This is a genomic window from Sphingomonas sp. CFBP 13603 (genome assembly GCF_014892665.1).
Taxonomy (GTDB): domain Bacteria; phylum Pseudomonadota; class Alphaproteobacteria; order Sphingomonadales; family Sphingomonadaceae; genus Sphingomonas.
Map to the genome: position 1 here is coordinate 473,139 of NZ_JADBIA010000003.1, position 24,007 is coordinate 497,145.

Consider the following 24,007-nt stretch of genomic DNA (forward strand, 5'->3'; position numbering starts at 1 on the left):
GTGGGTCGAAACTCGGGCAACGAGCACTCGTCCCTTCTACCGCGACACCACGTCCGTTGCATCAACCGGCGGCATACCCGCCATCCCCTTCGCAACCGCTTCGACCCGCTCCATGACGCGCAGGACGTTGCCGCCGGACAGCTTCGCCATATCGCCATCGCTCCACCCCCGCCGCGCCAGTTCGGCGAACAGCAGCGGATAGCCGTCGACCCCCTTTAGACCGATCGGCCCCGTCCCCTGGATCCCGTCGAAATCGCCGCCGATCCCGACATGATCGTGACCGGCGATCTTCGCGATATGCTCGACATGATCGGCCACCGTTGCAGCGGTGACCTGCGGCTCCGGATGCGTGGCGTCCCACGCTACCAACGGCGCAGGAGATTTGGCGCCATAGACGTTAGCGGGCACGCCGACCGACTTCGCAAAGGCCGAGCGTGCCACATCCCAGGCTCGCCACTCGCCCGACAGGAACGACGGGTAGAAGTTCACCATCACCACGCCGCCGTTCGCGCCGATCGCGCGCAGCAGGTCGTCGGGGATATTCCGCGGCGCATCCGCGATCCCCCGTGCGCTGGAGTGCGACGCTATCACCGGCGCCTTGGTCGCAGCCAAAGCGGCCGCCATCGTCGCGTCGGACACATGCGACACGTCGACGATCATCCCGATCCGGTTCATCTCGGCGACCACCTGCCGCCCGAAATCGCTCAATCCGTTGGCGCGCGGTGCATCGGTCGAGCTGTCCGCCCAGTTCAGGCTCTTGCCGTGCGTCAGCGTCATGTACGCCGCGCCGAGCGCGCGATACTGGCGCAGCACTGACAGCCGCCCGTCGATCTGATGCCCGCCCTCGACGCCGATCAGCGAGGCGATCCGCCCGGCCTTCTCGATCCGTCGGATATCCGCGGCAGTAGTGGCCAGTTCGAACGCCGCCGGGTTGGCGGCAACGAAGCGGCGGACGATATCGATCTCCTCCAGCGTCATCTCTACTGCGCGCGGCGCATCGGCGGGGATGTAGACCGACCAGAACTGCCCGCCGACATGGCCCTTTCGCAGGCGGGGAATATCGGTCTGGAGCGGGTTTGGCAGCCGCGCGGTGTCGACCGAGAGATCGACCGCCTCGACCTTCGCATCGTGCAGCTCGCGGATCTCCCAGGCGAGATCGTTATGCCCGTCGATCACCGGGCTGCGCTCCAGCACGTGCGCGACGCGCCGCGCGATCTGCGGGTCCGGCACCGCGGCCGGGCTCGACTGCGCGGCGATGAGCAGGAAGGCGGCGATCATCTCTTGGTCCCCCGTGACGGCCGTTTCATCCTGAAGGAGGTGATCGCGCGCGACAAGCCGGGTACGCCGTGCCGAACCAGCGCGAAGTGGCGGACTTGAAGACCAGATCGACCGAAACACCCGTCGGAAGCAGTGCCCGGACCAGCGACACGCGCCTGTCCACCGCGATCGCGATCGCGCGGCTGATCGGGATCATGGGGATCGTCTACGTCCACGCCTGGACCGGACACACAGCCGAGGAATTGGCGGCGGTGGCGTTCGGTTGGCAGGCGGTGCTGCGAACGGTGCTCGGTGAAGTGTTCGGACGTAGCGCGGTGCCGCTGCTCGGGATGATCTCCGGTTGGCTGGTCGTCTCGACCGCGACGCGCCAGCGCTACGGCGCATTCCTGCTCGGCAAGGCGCGAACGATCCTGCTGCCGATGGTTCTGTGGAACGCGATTGCGATCCTGCTGGTGGGGGCGGCGGCGGCGTTCGGCAACCTGAAGGCACCAACGCCGACGAGCATCGGCTGGACGCTCAACGAACTGGTGCCGCTCGTCCATGCGAACGACGTCAACGTGCAGATGCCGTTCCTGCGCGACCTGTTCGTCTGCATGATGATCGCCCCGGTTCTGGTGCGCGCGTCGAGCGCGTGGCTGGCGGTGGTCGCGCTGATCGCGGTGGTGTGGAGCGTGTCCGGGATGCACGTCCCGCTGTTGCTGCGACCGCAGATCCTGCTCTTCTTTACCGCTGGAATCGCCGCGCGGCGATTTGGCGTGGCGGAGCGGGTAGCGGGGTGGCCTGTCGCCCTATGCGCGCTGCCATTCGTCGCACTGATCGCGCCGCGGCTGTGGACCGCGCTGCTCGGGAACGCGTTCTTCGACGCACATCCGCATGTGATGGCGGCATTCGATATCGTGTTTCGATTGGCCTCCGCGGTGCTGTTCTGGCGGCTCGCCTGGGGCTTGGCTGGGAGCAACGTTGCGGACCGATTGCGCGGGATCGAGCGGTACGGGTTTCTCGCATTCTGCGATCACCTGGTGCTGCTGTGGCTGTTCGGGCCGATGATCGGGCTGGCGACCGGCGCGCTGGGGGCGGGGCTGTATCCGGCATATCTGCTGGTCCAGCCGTTGCTGGTGCTCGGCGTCACGATCGCTCTGGGGCAGGTGCTGATGGCGCTCTCGCCGTCAATCGCGCGGGTGCTCAGTGGCGGCCGGCTGGGGCGATCGGCTTCAGTTACTGCGTGACGGCGGATCGAGCTGGTTCACCCATTCCTGGTTATGGACGACGGTCGAGCGGACCGGCCGACCGGCCGCATCGAGCCAGGGGCGGTAGCGGAAGCGCAATTCGATCAGTCGGCAGGTGGTTGCGTCGAGCACCCCGTTTCCGCTGGAGCGCGTGACCATGCAGTGCGTGACGCTGCCGTCGGTCTCGACGGTGTAGCGCACGCCGACGATCCCGCCCGCACCGATCACCGCCTCGGCGTTGGGGAAGTCCTTGTTCTTGAAGCGGCCCTTGAGGAGGCGGGGCGGAGTCTCGTCGCCACCGTCGCCGTCGCCATTCCCGGAGCGACCGCTGCCGGTGCCGTTTCCCTCGCCGCCTGCGCCGGTCCCTGGTCCGGGAACGGGGGCCGAGCCCGTGGTGGCGTCGCTGCCGGGGCCGGGTTTCAGTGTGGCGATAACCGGGGGCGGTGGAACGATCGGGGGGATGATCGGCTTGGGAACGACGACTTCGGTCGCCTTCGAGCGGAGGTTGGCGGGGGACGCGGCGCCTTCGGGGCGGTGGCTTTTCGCGGGGCGGGGGATGATCTTGGCAGGCGGCGGTGGTGGAGGGGGTTTCGGCCCAACCGCAAACGTCTTCAGCGCATCGGGGATAGCGGTGGGAATGCCGACGCCGAGCCCGAGGATCAGCGCGTAGCCGATCACGGCGCAAAGCATCGCGGCGCCGGCAGCGGATATCAGGCGGTCGCGCGGGTTCGAGTGGACGCCGTACATGCTGGGTAATTGGGGAGGCGTGCGGTGGGCGGCAACGGGGTGGGTTGCTGTAGGCAGGTCAGTGCTTCGGAGGTTTGCCAGCATCGGCTCGATCGGGCTTAGACCAAATACCGCGAGAGGCGTCGCCTGCCAAACTCAAGCACCACCCCGGCGAAGGCCGGGGCCCAGTTGGAAAGGTCTCAGTAACGAAGCGCTACGCCTTATAAGCGACGGCGCCCAACTGGGCCCCGGCCTCCGCCGGGGTAGTGGTCGCTTGAACGCAACAAGCCCCCGTTTGTCAGCGCATCGGTTTGACATCCGCCGACCTTTACGTTCGGCAGACATAAAAACAGGCGGCGCGACCTACGTCACCCCGCCCGTTCGTGGCGCGCGACGCGGGAGTAAATCCCGCGTCGTCGGTCGGCGCTGGAGCGCCGCCGGCCGGGCTTGCTGTTGCGCGAGGCTTCGCCCGCGCAGCGGCATTCGCCTACAGCTTCGCCGTCAATTCCGGCACGATCTTGAACAGATCGCCGACCAAACCGATGTCCGCGACCTGGAAGATCGGCGCGTCCTCGTCCTTGTTGATCGCGATGATGACCTTCGAGTCCTTCATGCCCGCAAGATGCTGGATCGCGCCCGAGATGCCGACCGCGACATACACTTCCGGGGCGACGATCTTGCCGGTCTGGCCGACCTGATAGTCGTTCGGCGCATAGCCTGCATCGACCGCGGCGCGCGACGCACCGACGCCGGCGCCCAGCTTGTCCGCCAGCGGATCGATCATCGCGTGGAACTGGTCGCTCGAGGCAAGCGCACGGCCGCCCGAGACGATGATCTTCGCGCTGGTTAGCTCGGGGCGCTCGTTCTTGGCGATCTCCGAGCCGGCGAAGGTCGACAGACCCTTGTCGCCGGTCGATGCGACCGCTTCGATCTCGCCCGAGCCACCCTCGGTCGCAGCCTTGGCGAATGCCGTGCCGCGGACCGTGATGACCTTCTTCGCGTCGGTCGACTGGACAGTCGCGATCGCGTTGCCGGCGTAGATCGGGCGCGTGAACGTATCCTCGCTCTCGACCGACAGGATGTCGCTGATCTGCATGACGTCAAGCAATGCGGCCACGCGAGGCGCGATATTCTTGCCGTGCGTGGTCGACGGCGCGACGAACGCATCGTGGCTGGCCATCAGCTCGACGATCAACGGCGCGACGTTCTCGGCGAGGGCATGCGCGAACGCCGCGTCGTCGGCGACATGCACCTTGCCGACGCCCGCGATCTTCACGGCTTCGGCAGCGACGCCGTCGACGCTCTGGCCGACGACCAGCAGATGGACTTCACCGAGCTGCGATGCGGCGGTCACCGCCGACAGCGTGGCATCCTTGACGGCCGTACCGTCATGTTCGACCCAGACGAGCGTCTTCACTTGGCGACTCCCATTTCCTTGAGCTTGCCGACCAGCGCGTCGACATCGGCGACCTTGATCCCGGCCGAGCGCTTGGCGGGTTCGACCACCTTCAGCGTGGCCAGGCGCGGCGTTACGTCGACGCCGAAATCGGCCGGCGTCTTCTGCGCCATCGGCTTCGACTTCGCCTTCATGATGTTCGGCAGCGAGGCATAGCGCGGCTCGTTGAGGCGAAGATCGGTGGTGATGATCGCGGGCAGCTTCAGCGTGTCCGTCTCGGCGCCGCCATCGACTTCGCGCGTCACGTTGACCGAGCCGTCGGCGATCTCGACCTTCGACGCGAACGTGCCCTGACCCCAATTCAGGAGGCCGGCGAGCATCTGCCCGGTCTGGTTGTTGTCGTCGTCGATCGCCTGCTTGCCGAGGATCACGAGGTCGGGCTTTTCCTCCTCGACGATCTTGGCGAGGATCTTGGCGACGCCGAGCGGCTCGACCTTGGTCTCGCTGACGACGAGGATCGCGCGGTCGGCGCCCATTGCGAGCGCGGTGCGGAGCGTTTCCTGGCTCTTCTGCTCGCCGATCGAGACGACGACGATCTCGGTGACGCCCTTGTCCTTGAGACGGATCGCTTCTTCGACCGCGATCTCGTCGAACGGGTTCATGCTCATCTTGACGTTCGCCAGATCGACGCCCGTTCCGTCCGCCTTCACGCGGGGCTTCACGTTGTAGTCAAGCACGCGCTTGACCGGCACCAGCACCTTCATCGGGGTTCCTTCCAAGGTGAATCTATTCGTTTCGCCCGCTGGTTACCCGGCGGCGTTGGCCGGACAGATGGCGGTTTCGCGTCGTTTTCGCAAGTCCGGTATGGAAACATCGCTATGCCGTAGCGTCACGGGGAGATGCCGATCGGACCACCTGCCGAACAGTGTGCGACATCAACGAAAAAGGGCCCGGACGTTTCCGTCCGAGCCCCTCTTTTCGCAGAATCAGTATGCGAGATCGAAGGCGGTTAGGCCGCGACCTTCTGCACCTCTGCGACGATCTTCTTCGCGGCATCGCCGAGGTCGTTCGCGGGGACGATCGCGAGACCGGAGTTCGCGAGGATCTCCTTCCCCTTCTCGACATTCGTGCCCTCGAGACGGACGACGAGCGGCACCGAGAGGTTCACTTCCTTCGCTGCGGCGACGATGCCGTCGGCGATGATGTCGCACTTCATGATGCCGCCGAAGATGTTGACCAGGATGCCCTTCACGTTCGGATCCGCGAGGATGATCTTGAATGCCGCCGTCACCTTCTCCTTGTTGGCGCCGCCGCCGACGTCGAGGAAGTTGGCCGGGAACATGCCGTTGAGCTTGATGATGTCCATCGTCGCCATCGCCAGGCCCGCGCCGTTGACCATGCACCCGATGTCGCCATCGAGCTTGATGTAGGCGAGGTCGTACTTCGACGCCTCGAGCTCGGCCGGATCTTCCTCGGTCTCGTCGCGCAGTTCGAGCAGATCCTTGTGGCGGAACAGCGCGTTGCCGTCGAACGCGACCTTCGCGTCGAGCACCATCAGCTTGCCGTCGTTGGTGACCGCGAGCGGGTTGATCTCGATCTGCTCAGCATCGGTGCCCATGAACGCGTCATACAGCTTCGACGCGGTGTTCGCGGCCTGCTTGGCGAGATCGCCGGTGAGCTTCAGTGCTGCAGCAACGGCACGGCCGTGATGCGGCATGAAGCCGGTCGCCTGGTCGATGTCGATCGACTGGATCTTCTCGGGCGTGTCGTGCGCGACCGCCTCGATGTCCATGCCGCCTTCGGTCGAGACGACCATCATCACCCGGCCGGTGGTGCGGTTGAGCGTCAGCGCGAGGTAGAATTCCTTGTCGATGTCGACACCGTCGGTGACGTACAGGCGATTGACCTGCTTGCCCGCGTCGCCCGTCTGGATCGTGACGAGCGTGTTGCCGAGCATGTCGGTCGCGGCCGCGCGAACCTCGTCCTCGGTCTTGGCGAGGCGGACGCCGCCCTTGGCATCGGGGCCGAGCTCGACGAACTTGCCCTTGCCGCGGCCGCCGGCATGGATCTGCGCCTTGACGACATAGAGCGGTCCGGGAAGCTTCTTCGAGGCCTCGACGGCCTCCTCGACGGTCAGTGCCGCGAAACCGGCAGGCACGGGGACGCCGAACTTGGCCAGCAGTTCCTTGGCCTGGTATTCATGGATGTTCATCGGGAAGGCTCCACGCAATTTTTAGGAAACTCGGGAATTGGTTCGGCGTAAAGCACAGGGCGCGCGGCAAATCCACCCTTAAGGCATTTGCAGTTGCGTCTCGTTTGCAACAAGGTGGTTTAGGCGCGGAATAAACTCGGTTCCCGCTAGGACAATTCGCCTTTTGCCGTGGCGCTTTACCGCCCCTATATGATGTACATGGCGATATGGCTCGGCATCCTCCTGTTCCTCGGCACCGTGATCGGCATGGAAGCGTTCGCCTATGCCGCGCACCGCTGGGTCATGCACGGCTTCGGCTGGTTCCTGCATGAGAGTCACCACCGCGCGCGTCACGGTAATTGGGAACTGAACGACCTGTATGCGGCGATCTTCGCAGTGCCGTCGTTCGTGTTGCTGCTCGGCGGCGTGCAGCTCGGCTGGTGGCCTGGGTTCGCCTGGATCGGTGCGGGAATCGCCGCCTATGGCGCGATCTATTTCGGGTTCCACGACGTTATCGTGCACCAGCGGATCCCGACCCGGTATCTGCCCAAGTCGAAATACATGAAGCGGATCGTCCAGGCGCACCGCTTGCATCATGTCGTCGAGACGAAGGAGGGCAATGTGAGCTTCGGCTTCCTCGTCGCGCCTAGGCCCGAGGATCTGAAGGCCGAACTCAAGCGGCGCTCGCGTGCCGGCATCCGTGCCCCGGTGCAGCCGCGTTCCGCCAAATCCCAAGCCGCCGAATCGTAAGGCGTTTGGAGAATGGTAACCACTTAGGGAGCAGTGTTCCGGACATGACACAGCCCGTCCCCATCCCCCCCGCCGAACCGACCGGCGAGGAGCTCCGTCAGGCGCTACGCAAGGCCGTCAAGATGCGCGCGCATCTGCGCGATCGGGGTCAGACGCGATTCGAGATCGAGGTGACGGATTTGTCGCTCTCGGGGTTTCGCGCGGAGACGAGCTTCACCTTGTGGCCCGGGACGGTGGTGTGGCTGACGCTGCCAGGGTTGGCGGCGCTCGAAGCGGTGGTCGCGTGGCGTGACAAGTTCAAATACGGCTGCGCGTTCGCCAAGCCGCTGCACCCGGCGGTGTTCGAGCATATCGTGGCGCTAAGCCAGCGATAGACGCGGCAACGCCCGCGCTGGTGCGCACGCGTAGCGGTGCGCAATTGCAGGCTCGGCCGGTGGTGCCAAGGCGAACCCATCCGACGGCGGCTTTGCCGACCGTAAACTGCTTCAACATGTTTTACTGCGAACGGTAGCACCACGTCGGCAAAGCCGCCGTCGGTCGGTTCGGCATTACCGAACCGCCGGCCGAGTCGGACGCTGCCCGCTATGCGAGCATCGGCGCGGACGTGGCCGCGCCTGCGTCCGTCAATCAAACAAGCTCGATACGCTCGTCTCGTCCGCAATCCGCTTGATCGCCTCGCCGAGCAGCGGCGCGATCTGGAGGTGGCGGATCTTGCCGTGTGCGCCCTTGATCACCTCGTGATTCCCAATCGAGTCGGTGATCACCAGCTCGCGCAGTTCCGAGCCTTCGACTCGGGCGACCGCGCCACCCGAGAGAACACCGTGCGTGACATAGGCCACGACATCCTCTGCCCCCGCCTCCTTCAGCGCAGCGGCCGCGTTGCAGAGCGTGCCCGCCGAATCGACGATGTCGTCGATCAGGATGCAGAAGCGTCCCTCGACTTCACCGATGATGTTCATCACCTCCGACTCGCCCGCGCGCTCGCGGCGCTTGTCGACGATCGCGAGCGGGGCGTTGTCGAGTCGCTTGGCGAGCACGCGCGCGCGCACCACGCCGCCGACGTCGGGCGACACGACCATCAAATTCTTGCCCTTGAACCGCGCGAGGATATCCGCCGACATCACCGGTGCCGCATAGAGGTTGTCGGTCGGGATATCGAAGAAGCCCTGGATCTGGCCCGCATGCAGATCGACCGACAGCACGCGGTTGGCACCGGCAACGGTGATCAGGTTCGCGACCAGCTTGGCCGAGATCGGCGTGCGCGGGCCTGGCTTCCGGTCCTGCCGCGCATAGCCCATGTACGGGATCACCGCCGTGATGCGCCGTGCCGACGCACGCTTGAGCGCGTCGATCATGATCAGCAATTCCATGAGATTGTCGTTGGCGGGATAGCCGGTCGACTGGATCACGAACACGTCCTCGCCGCGGACGTTCTCGTTGATCTCGACGAAGACCTCCTCGTCCGCGAACCGCCGCACGCTGACGTCGGTCAGCGGGATCTCGAGATAAGCGGAGATCTCCTGCGCGAGTGGCAGGTTCGAATTGCCGGTCATCAGTTTCATGAAAGTCTTCCCCGCTCGATCACGCGCACCCCTTAGGCGCACGAATCGTGTCGTGGAAGGGTTTGCCCGCCGACCCGCCGCTCCGTACAGCGGCGGGATGACCGTGATCACCCGTTTCGCCCCCTCGCCCACCGGCCGCCTGCACGTCGGCAACATCCGCACCGCCCTCCACAACTGGATGTTCGCGCGGGCGAATGGCGGCACGTTCGTGCTGCGGATCGACGATACCGATCCCGAACGCAGCGAAGAGCGCTTCGTCGACGCGATCCGCGCCGATCTCGACTGGCTCGGGATGACGCCGGATGCGGAGGAGCGGCAGTCGGCGCGGTTCGCTTTGTACGAGGCGCGGTTCGCGGCGCTGGTGGCGAGCGGGCATGTGTACCCGGCGTACGAGACGACGCAGGAGCTAGACCTGAAGCGGAAGATCCAGGCGGGGCGCGGGTTGCCGCCGATCTACGATCGGGCGGCGCTGGCGTTGGACGACGAAGCACAGGCGAAGCTGGAGGCGGACGGGGTGAAGCCGCATTGGCGGTTCAAGCTCGATCACGACTCGGCGATCGCGTGGGACGACCTGATCCGCGGCGTGGCGCATTTCGAGGCGAGGACGATGAGCGATCCGGTCATCCGCCGCGCGGATGGGTCGTGGCTGTATATGCTGCCATCGGCGATCGACGATGCCGAGATGGGCGTGACGCACGTGGTGCGCGGCGAGGATCACGTGTCCAACACCGCGCTCCAGTTGCAGATGTTTGCCGCGCTCGGCGTCACGCCGCCGCGGTTTGCGCACGAAGCATTGCTGACCGGGGCGGAGGGGAAACTGTCGAAGCGGCTCGGCTCGCTCGGCGTCGATCATTTCCGCGAGGTCGGGATCGAGCCGCAGGCGGTGCGCGCGCTGCTCGCGCGGATCGGGACGAGCGATCCGGTCGAACCGATCACCGACGCCGCGCCGCTGATCGCGGGGTTCGACTTCTCGCGGTTCGGCCGCGCGCCGGCGCGGTTTGACGAGGCGGAACTGGCGGCACTGAACGCGCGGATCCTCCATGCTCTGCCGTATGAGGCGGTGGCCGAGCGGTTGCCGGAGGGCATGGATGTGGCGGCTTGGGAGGCGGTCCGGCCGAACCTCGTGACGCTGGCGGATGCGGTGGACTGGTGGGGCGTGATCGAGGGGCCGGTTGCGGTCGCGGGCGACGTCGATGCGGCGTATCTCGATCAGGCGTTGGCGGCCACTGGGGAGATCGACTGGTCGAGCGACCCCTGGCATGCGCTGACGGCGCGGTTGAAGGTGGAGACGGGGCGGAAGGGGAAGGCGTTGTTCCTGCCGTTGCGCCGTGCGCTGACCGGGCGCGATCATGGGCCGGACATGGCGGCGCTGCTGCCGCTGATCGGGCGCGAGCGGGCTTTGGAGCGGTTGGCGGCGCGCTGATTGAGCTCCCACAAGCTCGCCCGAAAAAGCATGTTCTCCCGCGAAGGCGGGAGCCCAGTCTGAGCTCCCGCCTTCGCGGGAGAGCAAGGAAGGGCGGGCTGCGGCCGATCCAATCGTAACAACTATACTTCGCCGCAGTCACTTTAGTTGCGGTCGAAAGAAGCCTCCCACCTTCCCCAACGCCGCCACCCCGGCGGAGGCCGGGGCCCAGTTGGAAAGGTCGCAGTAACGTAGCGCCGGCTTCAGTTAGCAATGTCCCCAACTGGGCCCCGGCCTCCGCCGGGGTGGTGGCGGTGGGACTGAGAACGCTGCAAACCTGATCGGTTGGTGCGTCGAACCATTCCGGCTGGTCGAGCAAATCGCGATCGTATTCGACGCCGACGAAACGTCGATAAAATAGCGCCCAAGACATTCCCTCACCGCCCCTCCAACCCCCTTGCCCCCAAAATGTAATGATGTACCATCCCAACCGGCGGTACCTATCTCGCCGCCATCCTCGAGGAGAAGCGAAGGAGACGGTAATGTACGCGGATCGACTGAACCGGACGGGCGGATTCAATCCCGGGAGCCTCGGCGTCGCGCTGGCGATCAACTGCGCGGTGATCGGAGCCTTGTTCTTCGCAGCGCCGAACGTGCTGCCGTTCGTGCCCGACAAGCCACTCGTCACCTACGTGCCGTACACCCCGCCACCGCCGCCCGAGCCAACCCCGCCCGCCGATCCGCTGATCCGCCAGCAACCGCGGCCGGCCCCGCGTCCCGATGCACCGATCCCGCAGGTACCAACGCAGACGGAGACCGGCTTCACGGTTGCCCCCGATCCGCTCCCCTACACGCCGCCGATCGGAGTCGAAGGCGCGGGCACCGGCACCGTCGCGGTCGATCCGCCGAAATTGCCGCCGCTGTTCGTCCAGCCCGGCATCGACCCGCGATACGCCGCCGACTTCCAGCCGAGCTACCCATCCGAGGAACGCCGCGCCGAGCGCGAGGGCCGGGTCGTGGTGCGCGTGCTGGTCGGCATCGACGGTCGCGTGAAACAGGTCGAGCGGGTCAGCGCGACCACCGACGCGTTCTACCGGGCAACGCTCGACCGCGCACTGGCGAAATGGCGGTTCAAGCCGGCGACACGCGACGGCGTTCCGGTCGAGGCATGGCGATCGATGGCGCTGACGTTCGTGCTCCAGAACTAAAGCTTGCGAGGCGCGGGGCTGGCCTAGCCGGCCCCGCCCCCCTATCTTGCGCGACATGGGCTTTTTCAGTCGTTTCACGCCGATCGTCGCCTATCGCGACCTGCGGCTCTTCCTCAGCCAGCGCCGGCCATACGAGCTCATCTTTCTCGTGGCGGCGCTCGGCGTCACCAGCTTCCTGATCTACGCGTTCATGAAGGACTCGTACGTCGAGAAGGAATACCGGCCGAAGATCATCTACGTCGAGCAATGGCCCGCGGATCGCACCGATGCGCAGATCATCGCGCAACAGAAGATCGATGCGCCGATCAAGGCCAAGGCGCTCGCCGAGCAGAAGGCACGCGAGGACGCACAGCGCGCTTCGTTCAAGCGCCTCGACGACAAGCTAAAGGCCATGGGAATCTGACCCAGGCTGACGCGCGCTTGATGGGCGCCGCGCTGGCACTGGCCGAGCGCGGCCGAGGACGGACCGCGCCCAACCCCAATGTCGGCTGCGTGATCGTGCGCGAAGGCCAGGTGGTCGGGCGCGGTTGGACGCAGGTCGGCGGACGTCCGCATGCGGAGGCGATGGCACTGGCTGAGGCTGGTGCGAACGCGCGAGGGGCTACGGTCTATGTGACGCTGGAGCCGTGCGCGCATCAGTCGTCGCGTGGGCCGGCGTGTAGCGACCTGCTGATCCAGGCAGGCGTTGCGCGTGTTGTTGCCGCCCTCGAAGACCCCGACGCACGAACGGCAGGCAAGGGATTTGCCCGGCTTCAGGCGGCCGGCATCACGGTGACGCGCGGTGTTGGCGCGAACGAAGCCGGACGTTCGATGGCCGGCTTTCTCGCCCGGCAGGCGCTCGGTCGCCCTCATGTTACCCTGAAGCTCGCGACCTCGCTCGACGGCGGCATCGCGATGGCGGACGGGTCGAGTCGCTGGATCACCGGCCCGCAAGCCCGCGCCCACGCACATCTCGAGCGGAGCCGGCACGAGGCGATCCTCGTCGGTCGCGGCACGTATGACGCCGATGCGCCGCGACTCGACGTGCGGCTACCGGGTCTGGAAGCTCGCGGACCGACGCGCGTGCTTTTATCTTCGACCGTCCAAGACGTGCCCGGTTGGACCGTCATCGCCGCCCCGCACGACATCGCCACCCTCACCGGTGTCGACCACATCCTCGTCGAAGGCGGCGCGGCCGTAGCGTCGGCGTTCCTCGCGGCAGATCTAGTCGACCGCATCCTTCTCTACCGCGCACCGATCCTGATCGGCGGCGGCAAGCCCGCACTCCGCGACATCGGCCTCACCGACCTGGCCGAAGCGCATCATCGCTGGACGCCAGTCGATGCGCGGCAACTTGGCATGGACCGGCTCGAGGTCTACGAGCGCGAACGAAACGAGGCATAATGTTCACCGGAATCGTCACCGACATCGGCACCGTCACAACCGTGGAATCGCCCGGCGATACGCGTGTAGTCGTGAGCACCGCCTATGATACCGCCACCGTCGATCTCGGCGCGTCGATCTCCTGCTCGGGCGTCTGCCTGACCGTGGTCGACAAAGGCCCCAACTGGTTCGCGGTCGACGTCTCGGGCGAGACGATCAGTCGCACCGCGCGCGATCAGTGGACGCAGGGTCGCAAGTTCAACCTCGAACGCGCGATGAAGCTCGGCGACGAACTCGGTGGCCATATCGTCACGGGCCACGTCGACGGCCTCGGCACCGTCGTCGCGCTCGCGGAGGAAGGTGGATCGCACCGCGTCACCATCCGCGCGGGTGCAGACATCGCGCCGTTCATCGCACCCAAGGGTTCGGTGACGGTCGATGGCGTCTCGCTCACGGTAAACAGCGTTCAAGACATCGACGGGGAGGTCGAATTCGGCCTCAACATCATCCCGCATACCTGGGCGGTCACCACGCTCGGGACGATCCAGATGGGGCAGTCGGTCAATATCGAGATCGACGTCCTCGCCCGCTATCTCCAACGCATGGAGCATTACCGTGTCAAAGCCAGCTGAACTCGCCCGTCTGAAGCACGGTTACCTCTCCAGCCCCGAAGAGATCATCGACGAGGCGCGCAACGGCCGGATGTTCATCCTGGTCGACGACGAGGATCGCGAGAACGAGGGCGACCTTGTCATCCCCGCGCAGATGGCGACGCCGGAGAAGATCAACTTCATGGCGAAGTTCGGTCGCGGCCTGATCTGCCTCGCGCTGACCAGGGAGCGGACCGAAGAACTCGGGCTCGAGCTGATGAGCCGCAACAACGGCACGCGGCACGAAACCGCGTTCACCGTGTCGATCGAGGCGCTCGAAGGCGTGACGACGGGCATCTCGGCCGCCGATCGCGCGCGCACCATCGCGGTCGCGGTCGATGCGACCAAGGGCAAGCCGGATATCGTCACCCCCGGCCACGTCTTCCCGCTGGTCGCGCGCGACGGCGGCGTGCTGATCCGCGCCGGCCATACCGAGGCGGCAGTCGACGTCGCGCGGCTCGCCGGGCTCAACCCCTCGGGCGTGATCTGCGAGATCATGAACGAGGACGGCACGATGGCGCGGATGGACGACCTCGTCACCTTCGCGCAGTTCCACAACGTCAAGATCGGCACGATCCGCGACCTGATCGCCTATCGCCGCCGCCACGATCACCTCGTCGAGAAGCGCGCCGAGGCGAAGTTCACCTCCGAATGGGGTGGCGACTGGAGCGCGTTGACGTTCTGGAACAAGGCGACCGGCACCGAGCAGGTCGCACTGGTCAAGGGCAAGATCGACCCCGCCAAGCCGACGCTCGTCCGCATGCATGCGCTGTCGCCGTTCGCGGACATCTTCGGCGAATCGGGCGATCGCGGTCGCATCCTCGCGCGCTCGATGCAGATGATCGCGGACGAGGGCGCGGGCGTGATCGTCGTCATCAACCGTCCGCGCAGCAACACCTTCACCTCGGCGGTGATGAAGAAGGCGGGCGCAGAGATCACCCCGGACATGGAGGAACTGCGCGACTACGGCGTCGGCGCGATGATCCTGACCGAACTCGGCGTCCACGACATGGTGCTGATCACCAACACGCATCACACGCTGGTCGGCCTCGACGGCTATGGCCTGTCGATCGTCGGCGAGCGCCCGATCGCGTCCCTGAACACGGAAAAGAGCAACTGATGGCGCATCTCCTCATCGTCGAAGCCCGGTTCTACGATCACCTCAACGACCTGCTGGTCGAAGGCGCGAAGGCCGCGATTGAAGCCGCCGGCCACACGCACGAGACGATCACCGTGCCCGGTGCGCTCGAAGTCCCCGGCGCGATCGCGCTGGCGGCCGAGAGCGAGACGTTCGACGCCTATGTCGCGCTGGGCGTCGTGATCCGCGGCGAGACCTATCATTTCGAGATCGTCGCGGGCGAGAGCGCACGCGGGATCATGCAGCTGACGATGGACGGCCTGTCGATCGGCAACGGCATCCTGACCACCGAGAACGAGGCGCAGGCGCTGACCCGCGCAAAGCCCACCGAAGGCGACAAGGGCGGTGGCGCGGCGAAGGCGGCGTTGACGATGCTGGCGCTCAAGGACCGCTTCATCGCATGACCGCGCCGGTGCTCCTGACGGAGCGCCTGTTGCTCCGGCCCTTGGGACCGGAGGATGCCGAGGCGTGGTATGCGTTCCACGCCGATCCCGTCACGATGCGCCATCTCGGTGGTGTGCAGTCGCGCAGCGTCGCCTGGCGTGGGCTGTGCGCGATGACGGGCGCGTGGAGCATTCGCGGCTTCTCGATGTTCGCGGTGACGCGACGCGATACCGGCGAATGGATCGGCCGCGTCGGTCCGTGGCAGCCCGAAGACTGGCCGGGGACGGAGATCGGCTGGGGACTCGCATCGCAGTTCTCCGGTCGCGGGTTCGCGCGCGAGGCTGCGACGGCGACGATCGACTATGCGGTCGATGTGCTCGGCTGGACCGACATCATCCACACCATCGCACCCGACAACGCCGAGTCGATCGCGCTCGCGCAACGGCTCGGGTCGACCAACCGCGGCCGAACGACACTTCCCCCGCCGCTCGAAGCGCTGCCGGTGGACGATTGGGGCCAGAGCGCCGCCGACTGGCGGGCGCGGAGAACAGGGCGTGGGTGACGTGATCAACCTGCGACTCGTCCGGAAGCAGCGGGCTCGCGAGGAGGCCTCGTCGAGGGCGGATCAGAACCGCAGGCTGTTCGGGCGGACGGTGGCCGAGAAGGCGGCCGACGCGGCTGCGAAGACTCGGATCGAGAAGACGCTGGATGGCGCGCGGCTCGATTCCATCTCCGACACGTTCGAGGAGTAACCTCGCCCTCGTCTTGCCGACGGCCGCTGTGGGTCCCTCCCCTTGCGAGCGCCAGACCGAACCAACGTCCAACCTACGATCGTCCTCCTGACGGGGGAGGATCGATGAGGTCCGCATTCGACACATAGCGGCTCGCTTACCGAATGTCGGTCGTGCACCCTGAAGACAGTCGCGGCCTCGACCGCCTCGCCCGCCGCTGCGCAGGAACGTCCCACGTCGCGCACCGTTATGCCTGCGTAACAAGGGGGCTATCATGATCTCGGATGCGAATGCGACGTGGCTCGCCAAGCTCGGCTTTGCCGCGCGCGGCGTCGTGTATATCCTCGTCGGCTGGTTCGCGGTCGATGCCGCGTTGCACGGTGGCGAGATCGCCGACAACCAGGGCGCGATCGGGTCGATGGCGGGCGGACCGCTCGGCCCGGTATTGCTCGCGATCGTGGCTGCAGGGTTGCTCGGCTATGCGGTCTGGCGGCTGACCGAGGCCGCCGCGAATCCCGAGCAGATCACCCGCGATGCCAAGGGCAGCCTCAAGCGGATCGGTCACATCGTCAGCGGCATCGCGCATCTGATCCTGGCCTGGACCGCGACCCGGCTCGCGCTCGATCTGGGCAAGGGCAAGATCGCCGTCTCGCCCGGTGACGAAAGCGCGCGGGACTGGACCGCGCTCTTGCTCGACCAGCCTGCCGGGCGCGTTCTGGTCGGCGCGGTCGCGCTCGGTGTGCTGGTCGCGGCCTTCCAGCAGGCGCAGAAGGCGTGGCGCGGCGATTTCATCCGTGAGTTGCGCGGCGATGCCCCTGCCCCCGGCTATGTCTGCACGATGGGTCGGATCGGCTACGGCGCGCGCGCGCTGGTGTTCCTGATCGTCGCCGGGCTGTTCGCGCTCGCCGCCTGGACCGCGCATGCGAGCGATGCGGGCGGGGTGGCCGAGGCGCTGGAGCGGCTGCAATCGCAACCGGGTGGCAAATGGCTGCTCGCGCTGACCGGGATCGGTCTGGCGCTGTTCGGTGCGTACAGTCTGGTCGAGGCACGCTTCCGGCGGCTCCACGTCGACCTGCCGGGTACCGATTAGGGTTTTCCTCTCAGCGGAAGCCCATTCCTATAGCGGAAAAAGATCACCGTCTCATCAGGCTCTCGTTAAGGCCCTGATGTTAATGGAGATCAGTATGTACACGATCAGCTTCGACGTCCCGACCAAGACACTCACCATCGTCACCGAAGGGTTCTGGTCGGTCGCGACGACCGCGGCATTCTCCGCCGAACTGCTCGCGCGGGGCACTGCGGCACGTCTGTATCACGGCCGGTTCGTCGTGCTCGCCGACCTTCGCAAGGCGGCGATCCAGCCGTTGAAGGTGATCGATGCGCTCGAAGCGATGATGCCCAAGGCGCTGAAGGTCACGTCGGCGCCGATCGCTGCGGTGGTCGCCTCTCATTTGGCCAAGCTCCAGACCGAACGCTATCTGAAGGCCGAGAACTGCCGGACCTTCCTCGATATCGACGAGGCGAAGGCGTGGTTGGCCGGGGATCGCGCAGCCGCCTGATCGGCCGTCAGTTCTCTCCGGTCGTTTCGAGCAAAGCCGCCTCGACCTCCTCGATCGTGATGCCGAACGCGCCGGCAAGCCCCGACAAGGACGCGCCGCGATCGGCGAGCGTGCGGATCCGCGCGGTGTCGACGATGGTCTTGTAGCTGCGCGTGTCGCGGTCGGTCTTCGATTCCTCGCCGCTACGCGCGAGCGCGCCCGAACGACGGCGTTTGGAAATCTTAAGCGCCTCGACATCGTTGGTCGGCGGCGCATCGAGCCGCGCCTTGATCCGCTGATCCTCCTCGATCCGACGGCTTTCACGGGCACGTTCGCGTTCCTGGGACTGGAGATCACGTTGGGCGGCGCGCGACTCGGATCGCTGTTCGGACGCGGCAAGCCGCTCCTTCGCGCGCTGCTCGCGGCCGTTCGCGCGCTCCTCCGCTCGCTTCGCGGCGCGGTCGGCGGTGCCCGGCATGAGCGGTCCCGTTCTCCTGCCGCCGCTCGGCCAGCCGTCGCTCATTGCACATCCTGTCGTCACCGGTGCGCCGTACGACGCGGAGGCGCGCTGCTAAGCGATGGCGGCGCGGGTGACTAGGGTCTCTATGTCGTCTCCCCCCACCCTCCGTTATCCCAGCGAAAGCTGGGATCTCACCGTGGGGCGAATGTCGCGAGCCACGAGGGATACCCCAGCTTTCGCTGGGGTGACGGTGTTAGGGTGGGCAGTCGGAGCAAGGTCGCGACTTGGCGTACGCGGGTTATGCGTTGGCAGTCTCAAGCGCGGGGTAGTCGATGTAGCCCTCGGGGCCCTGACTGTACCACGTCTTCGCATCGTCCTTCGCGAGCGGTGCGCCGGTGCGCAGGCGCTCGGGCAGGTCGGGGTTGGCGATGAACGTGCGACCGAAGGTGATCGCATCGGCATTGCCCGAATCGAGCTCGGCCTGCGCCTCCTCGACGGTCGTGTAGTCCGAATTCACGATCAGCACGCCGTTGAACACCTTGCGGATCGCCGGGCTGAGCTTCGGCACGTCGGTCTTGCCGAACGTACCATCGGGGCCAGGCTCGCGCAGTTCGAGGAACGCGATGCCGAGATCCGACAGCGCCTTGGCAGCGGCGGTGAACAGCGCCTCGGGGTTGCTGTCGTCGACACCCTGCGAATCACCGTTGGGCGACAGGCGGACGCTGACGCGGTCGGCCCCTGCGACCGAGATCACGCGCTCGGCGACTTCACGGAGCAGGCGGACACGGTTCTCGATCGAGCCACCATATTCGTCGGTGCGGAAGTTCGCGTTGTCGCGTAGGAACTGGTCGATCAGATAGCCGTTCGCCGCGTGGATCTGCACGCCGTCAAAGCCGGCCGCGAGCGCGTTCTTGGTTGCCAGCTCATAGTCGTTCAGCAGGCGCGGGATCTCGTTGGTCTCGAGCGGACGCGCGACCTCGAAGTCCTTCTTGCCCTCGAACGTGTGCGCTTGGCCTTCGGTCTTGGTGGCCGACGACGACACGGGCTGGGTCTCGTACACCGACGAATGGCCCTGGCGACCCATGTGCCAGAGCTGCGCGACGATCCGGCCACCAGCGGCATGGACCGAGTCGGTGACCGGCTTCCAGGCGGCAACCTGCGCGTCGGTCCACAGACCCGGCGCGAACGGCCAACCAAGGCCTTCGCGGCTGATGCCGGTGGCTTCCGAGATGATCAGGCCGGCGCTCGCACGCTGCGTGTAATACTCGACCATGATGTCGGTCGGCACCGCATCCCTGTCGGCACGCCCGCGGGTGAGCGGCGCCATGATGATGCGGTTCGGCGCGTCGACGGCACCAAGGGTAATCGGATCGAAAAGGCTAGGCATGGGGGCTCCTTATTGGCCTGACGGGCGGAAGATAGGAGGCTACAGGGCGGCATGCATCGCCCCGACCCGCAAAGATTATCTAGCGTGCCCGATACGCCGCACGGTTTGACGCCGGCCGCGCAAAGTGTTGCCGCGCCGGGACTTATCGCCTTTGCGGCGCTTCTGGTGGCGAACGTCGCGCTGGCGTTCGGGCCGTGGTTCGTGCGCGCGACCGAGGTCGGTCCCGTGGCTGCGGGGTTCTGGCGGCTGACGCTGGCGGTGCCGTTCCTGGTCGTGCTCGCGGTCCAGCAGGGCGCGCGGCCGATGCGGCTCGGGTGGAAATTGTGGGCGGGGCTGCTCGCGGGCGGGGTGTGCTTCGCGGCCGATCTCGGCACGTGGCATCTCGGCATCCTGCGCACGACGCTCGCCAACGCGACGCTGTTCGGCAACGTCGCGACGCTGATCTTCCCGATCTACGGCTTCCTGATCGCCCGCAGCTGGCCGACGCGGACGCAAGGGTTCGCGCTGGCCCTGGCGGCGGCGGGCGGCGCGTTGCTGCTCGGGCGGTCGTATCAGCTCGATGCGAAGAACCTGGCGGGTGATCTGTTCTGCCTGCTCGCGGGACTGCTCTACACGATCTATTTCGTCCTGATGGCGCGAGCACGGGCGACGCTGGCGCCGATGTCCGCGCTGACGCTGGCGACGCTGGCGGGGATCGTGCCGATGCTCGTATTCGCGCTGGCGATGGGTGAGCGCGTGATGCCGACGCATTGGGGGCCGCTGATCGGGCTTGCCCTTTGCAGCCAGGTGCTCGGCCAAGGGTTGATGATCTATGCGCTCGGCCGCTTCACGCCGCTGGTCATCGGGATCGCGCTGCTGATCCAGCCGGTGGTCGCCGGTATCGTAGGTTGGCTCGTCTATGGCGAGCGGCTCGGTGCGGCGGATCTGGTCGGTGTCGTGATGGTGGCGGTCGCGCTGGTGCTCGTCCGTCGGGGACCTCCCCCGGAAGTCCCCCTTGAAGACACGCTTGATACGCCTGATTTTGAACGGCAGGAGACGGTATGACCCAAGACCTTACGCTCGACGAAATCCGCGCCCTGCTCGCCCCCGGCATCGCCGCCAACGCGGCGTTCGACGGCTGGAGCGATGCCGCGCGCGACATGGCCGCGCAGGCCGAGGGAATCGACACCGACATCGCCGCGCTCGCGTTCAAGGACGGGCCGGTCGACATGATCGACGCGTGGTTCGCGCATATCGATGGCGTGATGCTCGCGACAGTGCCCCCCGAGCGCCTCGCACTGATGAAGATCCGCGAGAAGATCACCGCGCTGGTCGAGGCACGGCTCGATGCGACGTCGATCGACCGCGAATCGCTGCGGCGCGCGCTGGCGATCCTCGCGCTCCCGCAGAACCTCGCGAAGGCGACACGGCTCGGCTGGCGGACGGTCGACACGATCTGGCGCGCCGCCGGCGATGTCGCGACCGACTATAATTATTACACCAAGCGGACAATCCTGCTCGGCGTGTACGCGTCGACGATCACGGTCTTCCTCGACGACGAGAGCGAAGGCCTCGCCGACTCCCGCGCGTTCCTTGGTCGGCGGATCAACGGGATCATGCAGTTCGAGAAGGCCAAGGCCGGGTTCCTCAAGCGCACTGAGCACGGTTTCAGCCTGTCGCGATTCGTCGGCCGGCTGCGCTATCCGACCGCCTGAAGCCGAGAACGGTCCGCTAAGTAACTCTGCCCTCTAAGTTTCGTCCGTATGGCGCGACGTGGAGGCGGTAGTAACTAACCGCGGTTAGGGCTTTCCTTCGACCGGGGTTACTGATAATCAGTCGCATCATGGACACTCGCCCCGATCGTTCCGTCAGCCTCGAAACCCTGCCGCGCAAGCAGCATGCGATTGTCGCCGCGATCGAATGGGCGCGGCTTGCAGGGCCGGAGGCGCGTCGACTCCGCGAACTGGGTTTCGACGAGGGTGTCGATGTCGAGGTCCTGCACCGCGCGACGTTAGGCCAAGGTCCGATCGCCTGCCGCATCGGTCGCATGACCGTCGCACTCCGCCGCGCGGTCGCCGGAGCGATCCACGTCTCGCCAATGCCTGCCGCGGCCGAATAACCCTTTAGAATGAACGCAGCACCGCTGGTTGCGCTGGTCGGCAATCCCAATGCCGGCAAGAGCGCGCTGTTCAACGCGCTCACGGGTGCGCGCCAGAAGGTCGGCAATTATCCCGGCGTCACGGTCGAGCGGAAGGTCGGGCGGCTGATGCTCGATGACGGCCGACCGGTCGAACTGGTCGACCTCCCCGGCGCATACAGCCTCGAACCCTCCTCCCCCGACGAGCGGGTCACGCGCGACGTCGTCACCGGCACGCAGGACGGCGAGCGCCTGCCCGACGCACTGGTCGTCGTCGTCGACGCTGCCAATCTCGATAACCACCTCCGCTTCACGCTCCAGCTGATCGCGCTCGGCCTGCCGGTCGTGGTCGCGCTCAACATGGTCGATCTCGCCGAGCGCGACGGGTTGAAGCTCGACCCCAAGGTGCTCGAACGCGAACTCGGCGTGCCGGTGATCCCGACCGTCGCGGTGCGCAAGCGCGGCCTCGACGAGTTGAAGGCGGCGCTGTCCGGCATCGTCGTCAACGGCCCGATGCGTCTGCGAAAGTCTGACGGCAGCGTGCAGGACGACATCGTCACGCTCCAGCGCCGCGCCCGCCAGATCGCGACGTCCGCGACCGTCTCCGAGACGCAGGTCCGCCGCTGGACGCACATGCTCGACGCGGTCGCGCTGCACCCCGTCGCCGGCCCGATCCTGCTGCTCGCGATCATGTTCCTGATGTTCCAGGCGGTGTTCAGCTGGGCACAGCCGTTCATGGACGCGATCGATGCGGGCTTCACCGCGTTGCAGGGGTTCCTGACCGCCGAAATGCCCGATTCGCTGCTCCGCTCGCTGCTGGTCGACGGCGTGATCAAAGGCGTCGGTGCGGTGATCGTGTTCCTGCCGCAGATCCTCATTCTGTTCCTCTTCATCCTGGTGCTCGAGGCGAGCGGCTACATGGTCCGCGCGGCGTTCCTGATGGACCGCGTGATGGCGAGCGTCGGGCTGTCGGGTCGCGCGTTCATCCCGCTGCTGTCGAGCTTCGCCTGCGCGATCCCCGGGATCATGGCGACGCGGACGATCGACGACGAGAAGGACCGCCTGACCACGATCCTGATCGCGCCGCTGATGACGTGTTCCGCGCGCCTGCCGGTCTACACGCTGATCATCGGTGCGTTCATTCCCAATACGCAGGTGCTGCCGTTCGTCGGGTTGCAGGGGCTGGTGATGCTCGGGCTGTACGTGATGGGCATCGTCGGCGCGTTCGTCGCGGCGCTGGTGCTGCGCCGGACCGTCACCAAGGGCGTGTCGTCGGGCTTCATGATGGAGATGCCGAAATACCAGTGGCCGCAGTGGCGCGACGTCGGCATCGGCCTGTGGAGCCGCGCGCAGATCTTCCTGAAGCGCGCCGGCGGGATCATTCTGACCTCGACCATCATCCTGTGGGTGTTGCTGAGCTTCCCCAAGCCGCCCGAGCAGCCCGCCGGCGCGCCAAAGATCTCGGCGGTCGATTATTCGGTCGCCGGGCGCATTGCGAACGGCATCGCGCCGATCTTCGCGCCGATCGGCTTCAACCGCGACATCGTCCTCGCGCTCATCCCGGCGATGGCCGCGCGCGAAGTCGCGGTCGCGGCGATCGGCACCGTCTATGCCATCGACGATCCCGACAGCAACCAGGGCGGCAAGGCGATGGTCGAGAACCTCCGCGGCCGCTGGAGCCTGCCGACCGCACTCGCCTTCCTGATGTGGTTCGTGTTCGCGCCGCAGTGCATTTCGACCATCGCCGTCACCCGTCGCGAGACCAATGGGTGGAAATGGCCCGCCTTCATGGTTGGCTATTTGTTCGCCGCCGCGTACATCATGGCGGGTATCACATACTGGCTGGCGGTAGCCGCTGGTTTGTAGGTGATGCACTGAGCGGACTCCAAATCCGTTCAAGGCGTAGGTCCTGGTCCTTCTCCCCAGAAGCGATCATCCCTTCCACCGGGTAATCTGCACCCAGGTCCTACGCCGCTACCGTATATTCGTTCATGCTCGTCTGAGCAATCAAACCTTACTAGTGGAGTCCTGGGTTCGTGGCAGGCAGCGTCAACAAGGTCATCATCGTCGGCAATCTGGGTCGCGACCCGGAGAGCAAGGCGTTCCAGAACGGCGGCAAGGTCGTCAACCTGCGCATCGCGACATCGGAGTCCTGGAAGGACAAGATGTCGGGCGAGCGCAAGGAAAAGACCGAATGGCATTCGGTCGCGATCTTCAACGAAGGTCTCGCGAACGTCGCCGAGAAGTATCTGCGCAAGGGCTCGAAGGTCTATATCGAAGGCGCTCTCCAGACCCGGAAGTGGCAGGACGCGCAGGGCCAGGACAAGTACTCGACCGAGATCGTGCTGCAGGGCTTCAACAGCGTCCTGACGATGCTCGACGGCTCGAACGGCGGCGCAGGCGGCGGTGCAGGCGGCGGCGGCGGTGGTAGCCGCGGCGGTGGCGACGACTGGGCCGGCGGTGGCGGCGGCAACGACTTCGGCGGTGGTTCGTCGGGCGGCG

The 24,007-nt window shown here is 66.3% G+C and carries 27 protein-coding genes; 19 read left to right on the forward strand and 8 right to left on the reverse strand.

Annotation, left to right across the window (positions count from 1 at the left end; genetic code table 11):
- Window positions 1-36: 36 nt before the first annotated feature.
- Window positions 37-1,278 (reverse strand): dipeptidase, encoded by a 1,242-nt coding sequence (locus IFR23_RS07715; protein ID WP_192975349.1) that lies wholly within the window; start codon window positions 1,276-1,278, stop codon window positions 37-39.
- A gap of 95 nt (window positions 1,279-1,373) precedes the next feature.
- Here IFR23_RS07715 and IFR23_RS07720 point away from each other — a divergent pair, with 95 nt between their 5' ends.
- A complete protein-coding gene (locus tag IFR23_RS07720) occupies window positions 1,374-2,504 on the forward strand; it encodes an acyltransferase family protein (RefSeq protein ID WP_244655505.1) in 1,131 nt (376 codons plus the stop codon).
- On the opposite strand, the gene IFR23_RS20420 is transcribed toward IFR23_RS07720, so the two are convergent.
- From IFR23_RS20420 to sucC, 4 genes are all read right to left on the reverse strand, one after another.
- On the reverse strand, window positions 2,490-3,251 hold the full coding sequence (locus IFR23_RS20420; protein WP_192975350.1) for an energy transducer TonB: 762 nt from the start codon (window positions 3,249-3,251) through the stop codon (window positions 2,490-2,492). The genes IFR23_RS07720 and IFR23_RS20420 overlap by 15 nt on opposite strands.
- Before the next feature lie 466 nt (window positions 3,252-3,717).
- Window positions 3,718-4,647, reverse strand: a complete 930-nt coding sequence (locus tag IFR23_RS07730) for an FAD-binding protein (protein WP_192975351.1) — start codon at window positions 4,645-4,647, stop codon at window positions 3,718-3,720.
- Window positions 4,644-5,390 (reverse strand): electron transfer flavoprotein subunit beta/FixA family protein, encoded by a 747-nt coding sequence (locus IFR23_RS07735; protein WP_192975352.1) that lies wholly within the window; start codon window positions 5,388-5,390, stop codon window positions 4,644-4,646. The genes IFR23_RS07730 and IFR23_RS07735 overlap by 4 nt, the downstream gene beginning before the upstream one ends.
- Before the next feature lie 245 nt (window positions 5,391-5,635).
- Window positions 5,636-6,838 (reverse strand): ADP-forming succinate--CoA ligase subunit beta, encoded by a 1,203-nt coding sequence (gene sucC / locus IFR23_RS07740; RefSeq protein ID WP_056053980.1) that lies wholly within the window; start codon window positions 6,836-6,838, stop codon window positions 5,636-5,638.
- 198 nt (window positions 6,839-7,036) lie between these two features.
- On the opposite strand from sucC, the gene IFR23_RS07745 reads away from it, so the two are divergent.
- Together IFR23_RS07745 and IFR23_RS07750 are read left to right on the forward strand one after the other, a co-directional pair.
- On the forward strand, window positions 7,037-7,567 hold the full coding sequence (locus tag IFR23_RS07745; RefSeq protein WP_192975353.1) for a sterol desaturase family protein: 531 nt from the start codon (window positions 7,037-7,039) through the stop codon (window positions 7,565-7,567).
- A gap of 44 nt (window positions 7,568-7,611) precedes the next feature.
- Window positions 7,612-7,941: a PilZ domain-containing protein gene (locus IFR23_RS07750; protein WP_056064110.1), complete on the forward strand. Its 330-nt coding sequence runs from the start codon at window positions 7,612-7,614 to the stop codon at window positions 7,939-7,941.
- Window positions 7,942-8,190: 249 nt separating this feature from the next.
- On the opposite strand, the gene IFR23_RS07755 is transcribed toward IFR23_RS07750, so the two are convergent.
- Window positions 8,191-9,129: a ribose-phosphate pyrophosphokinase gene (locus tag IFR23_RS07755; protein ID WP_055874773.1), complete on the reverse strand. Its 939-nt coding sequence runs from the start codon at window positions 9,127-9,129 to the stop codon at window positions 8,191-8,193.
- Between the two features lie 97 nt (window positions 9,130-9,226).
- Between IFR23_RS07755 and gltX the strand changes: the two genes are divergently transcribed.
- The 11 genes from gltX (at window position 9,227) to IFR23_RS07810 (ending at window position 17,563) form a co-directional block, all read left to right on the forward strand.
- On the forward strand, window positions 9,227-10,552 hold the full coding sequence (gltX, locus tag IFR23_RS07760) for a glutamate--tRNA ligase (RefSeq protein WP_192975354.1): 1,326 nt from the start codon (window positions 9,227-9,229) through the stop codon (window positions 10,550-10,552).
- A 521-nt stretch (window positions 10,553-11,073) separates the two neighbouring features.
- Window positions 11,074-11,739 (forward strand): TonB family protein, encoded by a 666-nt coding sequence (locus tag IFR23_RS07765; RefSeq protein ID WP_192975355.1) that lies wholly within the window; start codon window positions 11,074-11,076, stop codon window positions 11,737-11,739.
- Between the two features lie 55 nt (window positions 11,740-11,794).
- Window positions 11,795-12,142 carry a hypothetical protein gene (locus tag IFR23_RS07770; RefSeq protein WP_192975356.1) on the forward strand — a complete coding sequence of 116 codons (348 nt, stop codon included), beginning with the start codon at window positions 11,795-11,797 and terminating at the stop codon, window positions 12,140-12,142.
- Window positions 12,139-13,122, forward strand: a complete 984-nt coding sequence (gene ribD, locus IFR23_RS07775; RefSeq protein ID WP_342344893.1) for a bifunctional diaminohydroxyphosphoribosylaminopyrimidine deaminase/5-amino-6-(5-phosphoribosylamino)uracil reductase RibD — start codon at window positions 12,139-12,141, stop codon at window positions 13,120-13,122. The genes IFR23_RS07770 and ribD overlap by 4 nt, the downstream gene beginning before the upstream one ends.
- Entirely contained in the window at window positions 13,122-13,733 is a 612-nt protein-coding gene (locus tag IFR23_RS07780) for a riboflavin synthase (RefSeq protein ID WP_192975358.1), read from the forward strand. The genes ribD and IFR23_RS07780 overlap by 1 nt, the downstream gene beginning before the upstream one ends.
- Window positions 13,717-14,871, forward strand: a complete 1,155-nt coding sequence (gene ribB / locus IFR23_RS07785; RefSeq protein ID WP_136188794.1) for a 3,4-dihydroxy-2-butanone-4-phosphate synthase — start codon at window positions 13,717-13,719, stop codon at window positions 14,869-14,871. Before IFR23_RS07780 ends, ribB begins: the two co-directional genes overlap by 17 nt.
- A complete protein-coding gene (gene ribH, locus IFR23_RS07790) occupies window positions 14,871-15,293 on the forward strand; it encodes a 6,7-dimethyl-8-ribityllumazine synthase (protein WP_192975359.1) in 423 nt (140 codons plus the stop codon). Before ribB ends, ribH begins: the two co-directional genes overlap by 1 nt.
- Window positions 15,290-15,835, forward strand: a complete 546-nt coding sequence (locus IFR23_RS07795) for a GNAT family N-acetyltransferase (protein WP_192975360.1) — start codon at window positions 15,290-15,292, stop codon at window positions 15,833-15,835. Before ribH ends, IFR23_RS07795 begins: the two co-directional genes overlap by 4 nt.
- Window positions 15,828-16,025 carry a DUF4169 family protein gene (locus tag IFR23_RS07800; RefSeq protein ID WP_192975361.1) on the forward strand — a complete coding sequence of 66 codons (198 nt, stop codon included), beginning with the start codon at window positions 15,828-15,830 and terminating at the stop codon, window positions 16,023-16,025. Before IFR23_RS07795 ends, IFR23_RS07800 begins: the two co-directional genes overlap by 8 nt.
- Window positions 16,026-16,278: 253 nt before the next feature.
- A complete protein-coding gene (locus IFR23_RS07805) occupies window positions 16,279-17,094 on the forward strand; it encodes a DUF1206 domain-containing protein (protein ID WP_192975362.1) in 816 nt (271 codons plus the stop codon).
- A 94-nt stretch (window positions 17,095-17,188) separates the two neighbouring features.
- Window positions 17,189-17,563, forward strand: coding sequence for a hypothetical protein (locus tag IFR23_RS07810; RefSeq protein WP_192975363.1), 375 nt, complete (start codon window positions 17,189-17,191; stop codon window positions 17,561-17,563).
- 7 nt (window positions 17,564-17,570) lie between these two features.
- On the opposite strand, the gene IFR23_RS07815 is transcribed toward IFR23_RS07810, so the two are convergent.
- Window positions 17,571-18,065, reverse strand: coding sequence for a hypothetical protein (locus IFR23_RS07815; RefSeq protein WP_244655506.1), 495 nt, complete (start codon window positions 18,063-18,065; stop codon window positions 17,571-17,573).
- Window positions 18,066-18,300: 235 nt separating this feature from the next.
- Window positions 18,301-19,389 (reverse strand): alkene reductase, encoded by a 1,089-nt coding sequence (locus tag IFR23_RS07820; RefSeq protein WP_192975364.1) that lies wholly within the window; start codon window positions 19,387-19,389, stop codon window positions 18,301-18,303.
- Between the two features lie 51 nt (window positions 19,390-19,440).
- On the opposite strand from IFR23_RS07820, the gene IFR23_RS07825 reads away from it, so the two are divergent.
- From IFR23_RS07825 to ssb, 5 genes are all read left to right on the forward strand, one after another.
- Window positions 19,441-20,433, forward strand: a complete 993-nt coding sequence (locus IFR23_RS07825) for a DMT family transporter (protein WP_192975365.1) — start codon at window positions 19,441-19,443, stop codon at window positions 20,431-20,433.
- Window positions 20,430-21,083 carry a COQ9 family protein gene (locus IFR23_RS07830; protein ID WP_192975366.1) on the forward strand — a complete coding sequence of 218 codons (654 nt, stop codon included), beginning with the start codon at window positions 20,430-20,432 and terminating at the stop codon, window positions 21,081-21,083. Before IFR23_RS07825 ends, IFR23_RS07830 begins: the two co-directional genes overlap by 4 nt.
- Before the next feature lie 128 nt (window positions 21,084-21,211).
- Window positions 21,212-21,487 (forward strand): FeoA family protein, encoded by a 276-nt coding sequence (locus IFR23_RS07835; protein ID WP_060526089.1) that lies wholly within the window; start codon window positions 21,212-21,214, stop codon window positions 21,485-21,487.
- A 9-nt stretch (window positions 21,488-21,496) separates the two neighbouring features.
- Window positions 21,497-23,371 (forward strand): ferrous iron transport protein B, encoded by a 1,875-nt coding sequence (gene feoB / locus IFR23_RS07840; protein WP_192975367.1) that lies wholly within the window; start codon window positions 21,497-21,499, stop codon window positions 23,369-23,371.
- Between the two features lie 170 nt (window positions 23,372-23,541).
- The coding region (gene ssb / locus IFR23_RS07845; RefSeq protein WP_192975368.1) for a single-stranded DNA-binding protein at window positions 23,542-24,007 on the forward strand (466 nt) is incomplete at its 3' end.

Excerpts from the sequence above, each read along its gene's own strand:
- IFR23_RS07715 (WP_192975349.1), bottom strand. The coding sequence starts at position 1,278 with ATGATCGCCGCCTTCCTGCTCATCGCCGCGCAGTCGAGCCCGGCCGCG.
- IFR23_RS20420 (WP_192975350.1), bottom strand. The coding sequence starts at position 3,251 with ATGTACGGCGTCCACTCGAACCCGCGCGACCGCCTGATATCCGCTGCC.
- IFR23_RS07735 (WP_192975352.1), bottom strand. The coding sequence starts at position 5,390 with ATGAAGGTGCTGGTGCCGGTCAAGCGCGTGCTTGACTACAACGTGAAG.
- sucC (WP_056053980.1), bottom strand. The coding sequence starts at position 6,838 with ATGAACATCCATGAATACCAGGCCAAGGAACTGCTGGCCAAGTTCGGC.
- IFR23_RS07745 (WP_192975353.1), top strand. The coding sequence starts at position 7,037 with ATGGCGATATGGCTCGGCATCCTCCTGTTCCTCGGCACCGTGATCGGC.
- IFR23_RS07750 (WP_056064110.1), top strand. The coding sequence starts at position 7,612 with ATGACACAGCCCGTCCCCATCCCCCCCGCCGAACCGACCGGCGAGGAG.
- IFR23_RS07755 (WP_055874773.1), bottom strand. The coding sequence starts at position 9,129 with ATGAAACTGATGACCGGCAATTCGAACCTGCCACTCGCGCAGGAGATC.
- gltX (WP_192975354.1), top strand. The coding sequence starts at position 9,227 with ATGACCGTGATCACCCGTTTCGCCCCCTCGCCCACCGGCCGCCTGCAC.
- IFR23_RS07765 (WP_192975355.1), top strand. The coding sequence starts at position 11,074 with ATGTACGCGGATCGACTGAACCGGACGGGCGGATTCAATCCCGGGAGC.
- IFR23_RS07770 (WP_192975356.1), top strand. The coding sequence starts at position 11,795 with ATGGGCTTTTTCAGTCGTTTCACGCCGATCGTCGCCTATCGCGACCTG.
- IFR23_RS07780 (WP_192975358.1), top strand. The coding sequence starts at position 13,122 with ATGTTCACCGGAATCGTCACCGACATCGGCACCGTCACAACCGTGGAA.
- ribH (WP_192975359.1), top strand. The coding sequence starts at position 14,871 with ATGGCGCATCTCCTCATCGTCGAAGCCCGGTTCTACGATCACCTCAAC.
- IFR23_RS07795 (WP_192975360.1), top strand. The coding sequence starts at position 15,290 with ATGACCGCGCCGGTGCTCCTGACGGAGCGCCTGTTGCTCCGGCCCTTG.
- IFR23_RS07805 (WP_192975362.1), top strand. The coding sequence starts at position 16,279 with ATGATCTCGGATGCGAATGCGACGTGGCTCGCCAAGCTCGGCTTTGCC.
- IFR23_RS07810 (WP_192975363.1), top strand. The coding sequence starts at position 17,189 with ATGTACACGATCAGCTTCGACGTCCCGACCAAGACACTCACCATCGTC.
- IFR23_RS07815 (WP_244655506.1), bottom strand. The coding sequence starts at position 18,065 with ATGAGCGACGGCTGGCCGAGCGGCGGCAGGAGAACGGGACCGCTCATG.
- IFR23_RS07820 (WP_192975364.1), bottom strand. The coding sequence starts at position 19,389 with ATGCCTAGCCTTTTCGATCCGATTACCCTTGGTGCCGTCGACGCGCCG.
- IFR23_RS07825 (WP_192975365.1), top strand. The coding sequence starts at position 19,441 with ATGCATCGCCCCGACCCGCAAAGATTATCTAGCGTGCCCGATACGCCG.
- IFR23_RS07830 (WP_192975366.1), top strand. The coding sequence starts at position 20,430 with ATGACCCAAGACCTTACGCTCGACGAAATCCGCGCCCTGCTCGCCCCC.
- IFR23_RS07835 (WP_060526089.1), top strand. The coding sequence starts at position 21,212 with ATGGACACTCGCCCCGATCGTTCCGTCAGCCTCGAAACCCTGCCGCGC.
- feoB (WP_192975367.1), top strand. The coding sequence starts at position 21,497 with ATGAACGCAGCACCGCTGGTTGCGCTGGTCGGCAATCCCAATGCCGGC.